The organism is Streptomyces tyrfis, assembly GCF_037034285.1.
Classification (GTDB): domain Bacteria; phylum Actinomycetota; class Actinomycetes; order Streptomycetales; family Streptomycetaceae; genus Streptomyces.
In genome coordinates, this window is sequence record NZ_JBAGJZ010000036.1 from 77,197 (window position 1) to 83,915 (window position 6,719).

Genomic DNA, 6,719 nt, shown 5'->3' on the forward strand with positions numbered 1-6,719 from the left:
CGTGACGCACAGAGCCCCACACCCTCAGGACCACACAGACTTCCAGGAGCACACCGTGACCGACGCACACACCGCCGGCCCGTTCATCGCGGCCATCGACCAGGGCACCACCTCCAGCCGCTGCATCGTCTTCGACCGGGACGGCCGGATCGTCTCCGTCGACCAGAAGGAGCACGAACAGATCTTCCCGAAGCCGGGCTGGGTGGAGCACGACGCGACCGAGATCTGGGCGAACGTCCAGGAGGTCGTCGCGGGGGCCGTGGCCAAGGCGGGCATCACCGCCGCCGACGTGAAGGCGATCGGCATCACCAACCAGCGTGAGACCACGCTGCTGTGGGACCGCCACACCGGCGAGCCCGTGCACAACGCCCTGGTCTGGCAGGACACCCGCACCGACGCGCTCTGCAAGGAGCTCGGCCGCAACGTGGGCCAGGACCGGTTCCGCCGCGAGACCGGCCTGCCGCTCGCCTCCTACTTCGCCGGCCCGAAGGTCCGCTGGCTGCTCGACAACGTCGAGGGGCTGCGCGAGCGCGCCGAGCGCGGCGACATCCTCTTCGGCACCATGGACTCCTGGGTCATCTGGAACCTGACCGGCGGCGCCGACGGCGGCGTCCACGTCACGGACGTCACCAATGCCTCGCGCACCCTCCTGATGAACCTGCACACCCTGACGTGGGACGACAAGATCCTCACGTCGATGGAGATCCCGGCGGCCGTGCTGCCCGAGATCCGTTCCTCCGCCGAGGTGTACGGCGCCGCGAAGGGCGGCGCCCTGGACGGCGTCCCCGTCGCCTCCGCGCTCGGCGACCAGCAGGCGGCCCTCTTCGGCCAGACCTGCTTCTCCGAGGGCGAGGCCAAGTCCACGTATGGCACCGGCACCTTCATGCTGATGAACACCGGTGAGCGGCCGGTCAACTCGTACAACGGTCTGCTGACGACCGTCGGGTACCGGATCGGCGACGAGAAGCCGGTCTACGCCCTGGAGGGCTCGATCGCCGTCACGGGTTCGCTGGTGCAGTGGATGCGCGACCAGATGGGCCTGATCAAGTCGGCGGCCGAGATCGAGACCCTGGCCTCGTCGGTCGAGGACAACGGCGGCGCGTACTTCGTGCCCGCGTTCTCGGGCCTGTTCGCCCCCTACTGGCGCTCCGACGCCCGGGGCGTCATCGCCGGTCTGACCCGGTACGTCACCAAGGCGCACATCGCCCGCGCCGTCCTGGAGGCCACCGCCTGGCAGACCCGCGAGATCACCGACGCCATGACCAAGGACTCCGGTGTCGAGCTGGCCGCGCTGAAGGTCGACGGCGGCATGACCTCCAACAACCTGCTGATGCAGACGCTCGCCGACTTCCTGGACGCGCCGGTGGTGCGGCCGATGGTCGCCGAGACCACCTGCCTCGGCGCCGCCTACGCCGCCGGCCTCGCCGTCGGCTTCTGGCCGGACACCGACGCCCTGCGCGCCAACTGGCGCCGGGCCGCCGAATGGACCCCCCGCATGGCCGCGGACACCCGCGACCGCGAGTACAAGAACTGGCTCAAGGCCGTGGAACGGACCATGGGCTGGATCGAGCACGAGGAGTAAGCGACATGACCACCCTGCAGAGCGTCCCGGCCCTCGGGACACACCCGGCCTCCGGCTCCCTCCCGAGCCGTGCCGAGACACGGGAGCAGCTGTCCAGGGCTGCGTACGACCTCCTGGTGATCGGTGGCGGCATCCTGGGCATCTCCACTGCCTGGCACGCCGCGCAGTCCGGGCTGCGGGTGGCCCTGGTGGACGCCGGCGACTTCGCCGGCGCCACCTCGTCCGCGTCCTCCAAGCTGCTCCACGGCGGTCTGCGCTACCTGCAGACCGGCGCGGTGAAGCTGGTCGCGGAGAACCACTTCGAGCGCCGTGCGGTGTCCCGCGAGGTGGCCCCGCACCTGTCCAACCCGCTCACCTTCTACCTGCCGGTGTACAAGGGCGGCCCGCACGGCGCGGCCAAGCTCGGCGCGGGCGTGTTCGCGTACTCGGCGCTGTCCGCCTTCGGCGACGGCGTCGGGCATGTGATCAGCCCGGCGCGGGCCCGGCGCGACGTGCCGGAGCTGCGCACGGACGGCCTGCGGGCCGTCGCGGTCTACGGCGACGACCAGATGAACGACGCCCGGATGGCGCTGATGACGGTCCGCGCGGCCGTCGACGCGGGCGCGGTGGTCCTCAACCACGCGGCGGTGACCGGGCTGCGGTTCACCAAGGGCCGGGTGACCGGCGCGGACCTCCAGGACCGCCTGGACGGCACGGAGTTCGGCGTCGACGCCCGGCTGGTGCTGAACGCCACCGGGCCGTGGGTCGACCACCTGCGGAAGATGGAGGACCCGGGCGCGGCGCCCTCGATACGCCTGTCCAAGGGCGCGCACCTGGTGCTGAAGCGCACCCGGCCGTGGAAGGCCGCGCTGGCCACCCCGATCGACAAGTACCGCATCACGTTCGCCCTGCCGTGGGAGGACATGCTGCTGCTGGGCACGACCGACGAGGCGTACGAGGGCGATCCGGCGGACGTCGCGGTCGACGAGAAGGACATCGCGCAGATCCTCGACGAGGCGGCGTTCTCCATCAGGGACCAGCAGCTGTCGCGCGATCTGATCACCTACTCCTTCGCGGGTCTGCGGGTGCTGCCCGGCGGGCCGGGCGACACGTCCAAGGCCAAGCGCGAGACGGTCGTGACGGAGGGCCGGGGCGGCATGCTGTCGGTCGCGGGCGGCAAGTGGACGACGTTCCGTCACATCGGCCGCACGGTGATGAACAAGCTGGCCGCGCTGCCCGGGCACCCCCTCGCCGACGACATGGAGCCGATCTCGCACCTGCCGAAGAAGCTCCCGCTGCCCGGCATCGCCAACCCGAACGCGGTGGCGCACCGGCTGCTGGTGGACGGCGCCGCGCCCGGCCCCCGGATGGCGGCCGACACGGCACGGCACCTCGCCACGCACTACGGCTCGCTCGCCTTCGACATCGCGCGGCTGGCGAACGAGAACCCGGCGCTGGCCGAGCGCGTCCACCCCGACGCGCCGGAGATCTGGGCGCAGGTCGCCTACGCCCGCGACCACGAGTGGGCCGAGACGGCGGACGACGTGCTGCGCCGCCGGACGACGCTGACGATCCGCGGCCTGGCGACGGACGGGATCCGGGAGCGCGTCGAGTCCATGCTCGCCGACCGGGACTGACGGCCCGCGCGCCGGGCGCGCCGGAGACGGCACGAGGGAACGGGACGGCTCCCGCGAGGGGCCGCCTCGTTCCGCGCGTCGCCGCCGGGGCCGCCGCGTCCGCCCGTCCCCGCGGCCCGACCCGGCGCCGCCCGGCCGCCGTCGCCCGCCGCCCTCCGCCCCGGGTGACGCGCCACCCGGGGAACGCGCCATACGACCGCCACACGGGCGCAACAGGGCGCGAGGACAGTCGAGGCATGAAGTTCTCGGTGCTCTCCCTCATCGGTCATGCCCCGCATCCGTTGACCCGTCGGCTTCCGTCCGCCGCCGAGCGGTTCGAGGAGGTGATCGGGACGGGCGTCGTCGCGGAGCGGCTGGGCTTCGACGCGTACGCGATCGGCGAGCGGCACGCCGGACCGTTCCTCTCGTCGAGCCCGGGCGTGGTGCTGGGCGCGCTCGCCGCCCGTACCTCCGCCATCCGGCTGCTGACCGGGGTCACGGTCGTGGCGATCCTCGATCCGGTGCGGGTGGCCGAGGACTTCGCGACGCTCGACCAGCTGTCCAGGGGCCGGATCGAACTGGTCGTGGGCAAGGGCGCGGAGGCCGGCCACTTCGACCTCTTCGGGCTCGACGAGAAACGCCAGTGGGACCTCCAGAAGGAGAAGTACGAGCTGCTGCGGCGGCTGTGGACCGAGGAAGGGGTCGACTGGGACGGCGAGTTCCGGCCCGCGCTGCGGAACGCGACGACGCTGCCGCGCCCGTACGCCGGCGCCCCGCGCGTCTGGCACGGCTCGGCCACCAGCCTCAACTCCCCCGAACTGGCGGCGCTCCACGGCGATCCGCTGTTCACCGCCAACGCCGTCCAGCCCCGGGCGGCGTACGCCCGGCTGATCGGCCACTACCGGGAGCGCTTCGAGGCGTACGGGCACGACCCGGCCCGCGCGCGGGTGGCGGCCGGTTCGGGCGGGCTGCTGATCGCCGACAGCTCGCAGCGCGCGGTGGCGCGCTACAAGGACCTGTACGAGGCGAGAGTCCGGCAGAGCTTCCGGCCGCACCTGGAGGGCCGGCCCGGCTACAACACCCCGTTCCGCACCATCGAGGAGGCCATCGCGGACGGGCCCCAGCTGATCGGCAGCCCGCAGCAGATCATCGACAAGATCCTCGGCTGGCACGAGGCGTACGGGCACGACCTCCAGTCCGTCACCGTGGACGGCTTCGGGCTGAGCCACCCCGAACAGGTCGAGACCCTGCGGCGGTTCGCGGAGGAGATCGCGCCGGTGGTGCGGCGCGAGGCGCCCTCCACGCTCTGGGACTGACCCCGCCCGGCCGGGCGCCGCGCCCCCGTCCGTGCCGGGGCGGCGGCCCGCGGAGCGCCCGGCCCCTCCGCCGCCTCCGAACCCGGTCGACGGCTCCTTTCCGGCCCCCGATAATGGCGGGATACGTCGGACGCCTGGTTCCGGTCGGTATCCAGGAGGAGCGCCATGGCTGTCACCGACGAGGCGATCGAGAAGATCAAGGAGATGATCGTCACGGGCGCGCTGCGGCCCGGCGACCGGCTCCCCAGGGAGAACGAGCTCGCGGCGGAGCTGGGGCTCTCCCGCAACTCGCTGCGCGAGGCGGTGCGCGCCCTGTCGCTGATCCGGATCCTCGATGTGCGGCAGGGCGACGGCACGTATGTGACCAGTCTGGACCCGCAGTTGCTGCTGGAGGCGCTGAGCTTCGTGGTGGACTTCCACCGGGACGACACGGTGCTGGAGTTCCTGGAGGTGCGCCGGATCCTGGAGCCAGCGGCGACGGCGATGGCCGCCGCCCGGATCGGCGACGCCCGACTGGACGAGCTGGCCGCCGAGTTGGACGCCCTCGGGGACAGGCCCTCGCTGGACGAGCTGATCACCGCCGATCTGGAGTTCCACCGCGCCATCGTGCGGGCGTCCGGCAATTCGGTGCTCTGCTCGCTGCTCGACGGGCTGTCGGGGCCGACGACCCGGGCGCGGGTCTGGCGCGGCCTGACGCAGGAGGGCGCGGTCGGCCGGACGCTGTACGAGCACCGGGCGATCCTGTCCGCGCTGCGGGACCGGGACGCGGAGGCGGCGCGGTCCTGGGCGACGGTGCACGTGGCGAGCGTGGAGCAGTGGCTGCGGTCGGCGCTGTAGGCCCGGCCCCGGCCGGCCCGCCCGGCCCGCGGCTCGCCGGGTCGCCGTCGGAACCCGCTTCCGGACCCCGCCTCCGTTCCTCCGATGTATGGCGTCGTGCCCCCGGAGCGCCCGGAGGCGGTGAGGGGATTCGCCCGGTACAGATCGGAGGTGTCCGGAGCGTGATGACCGGATCCGGCCGGGTGTGGCACCTTCGTGGGGCGGTTCACCCGGCTGTGCGCGAGGGCGGCGTCGGAAGTGGCCGGAAGCCGTAAGGTTGTTGCGTACGCAAGGGAACTTCGGAAGGAGGCCTGGGTGATCGAGCTCGAGGGGGTTCCCGAGCTGATCGACCCGGTCATGGTGGCCGCGTTCGAGGGATGGAACGACGCAGGTGACGCCGCCTCCACGGCGGTCGCGCACCTGGACCGGGAATGGAAGGGCGAGGTGTTCGCGGCGCTGGACGCCGAGGACTACTACGACTTCCAGGTCAACCGGCCCACGATCTGGCTGGACGGCGGGGTGCGCAAGGTCACCTGGCCGACCACCCGGCTCTCCGTGGTCCGCGTCGGCGGGGAGCAGCCCCGCGATCTCGTCCTGGTCCGCGGCATCGAGCCGTCCATGCGCTGGCGCTCGTTCTGCAACGAGCTCCTGGGCTTCGCCCATGAGCTGGGCGTGGAGATGGTGGTGATCCTGGGCGCGCTGCTCGGCGACACCCCGCACACCCGCCCGGTGCCGGTCAGCGGGGTCACTTCCGACCCGGACCTGGCCCGGACCATGGACCTGGAGGAGACCAGGTACGAGGGCCCGACCGGCATCGTCGGGATCCTCCAGGAGGCGTGCACCCACGCGGGCGTGCCCGCGGTCAGCCTGTGGGCCGCGGTGCCGCACTACGTGTCGCAGCCGCCCAACCCGAAGGCCACTCTCGCGCTGCTCAACCGGCTGGAGGACCTGCTCGGTCTGCGCGTCCCGCTGGGTGAACTGCCCGAGGACGCGCGCGCCTGGCAGCTCGGCGTCGACCAACTGGCCGCCGAGGACAGCGAGGTGGCGGAGTACGTGCAGACGCTGGAGGAGGCCCGGGACACCGCGGAGCTTCCCGAGGCCAGCGGCGAGGCCATCGCCCGGGAGTTCGAGCGCTATCTGCGCCGCCGGGACGTCGGGCCGGGTCAGGCGCCCGGCGGGCACGCGACGGAGAGCGGTGACACCGCGTACCGGCGCGACGGCTCGGGCGGCCGGGGCCGCCCGCCGAAGCCGCTGCGGCCGGAGGGCGGACAGCCGCCCGGCGCCCCGCCCGCCGACGGGCCCGCCGACGGTCCGGGCACCGGCGACGACGCCGGTTCCGGCGAGCGGGGGGATGGCGGCGACGGCCCGCGGAACTCCTCGGACGGCCCGTCCGAGCACTGACCCCGAGGC

At 73.0% G+C, this 6,719-nt stretch carries 5 protein-coding genes; all 5 read left to right on the forward strand.

The window, feature by feature from the left end:
- Positions 1–55: 55 nt before the first annotated feature.
- Positions 56–1,582 carry a glycerol kinase GlpK gene (gene glpK / locus WA762_RS25070; protein ID WP_335938569.1) on the forward strand — a complete coding sequence of 509 codons (1,527 nt, stop codon included), beginning with the start codon at positions 56–58 and terminating at the stop codon, positions 1,580–1,582.
- 5 nt (positions 1,583–1,587) lie between these two features.
- Positions 1,588–3,198 carry a glycerol-3-phosphate dehydrogenase/oxidase gene (locus WA762_RS25075; protein ID WP_335938570.1) on the forward strand — a complete coding sequence of 537 codons (1,611 nt, stop codon included), beginning with the start codon at positions 1,588–1,590 and terminating at the stop codon, positions 3,196–3,198.
- 236 nt (positions 3,199–3,434) lie between these two features.
- The gene (locus WA762_RS25080; protein WP_335938571.1) at positions 3,435–4,493 is read left to right on the forward strand and encodes an LLM class flavin-dependent oxidoreductase; all 1,059 of its coding nucleotides are present in this window, start codon (positions 3,435–3,437) and stop codon (positions 4,491–4,493) included.
- 165 nt (positions 4,494–4,658) lie between these two features.
- Positions 4,659–5,330 (forward strand): FadR/GntR family transcriptional regulator, encoded by a 672-nt coding sequence (locus WA762_RS25085; RefSeq protein WP_335938572.1) that lies wholly within the window; start codon positions 4,659–4,661, stop codon positions 5,328–5,330.
- A gap of 294 nt (positions 5,331–5,624) precedes the next feature.
- Positions 5,625–6,710 (forward strand): PAC2 family protein, encoded by a 1,086-nt coding sequence (locus tag WA762_RS25090; RefSeq protein WP_335938573.1) that lies wholly within the window; start codon positions 5,625–5,627, stop codon positions 6,708–6,710.
- Positions 6,711–6,719: the final 9 nt, after the last annotated feature.

Bases quoted from the DNA above. Each gene is read 5' to 3' on its own strand.
- WA762_RS25075 (WP_335938570.1), top strand. From the start codon at position 1,588: ATGACCACCCTGCAGAGCGTCCCGGCCCTCGGGACACACCCGGCCTCC.
- WA762_RS25080 (WP_335938571.1), top strand. From the start codon at position 3,435: ATGAAGTTCTCGGTGCTCTCCCTCATCGGTCATGCCCCGCATCCGTTG.
- WA762_RS25085 (WP_335938572.1), top strand. From the start codon at position 4,659: ATGGCTGTCACCGACGAGGCGATCGAGAAGATCAAGGAGATGATCGTC.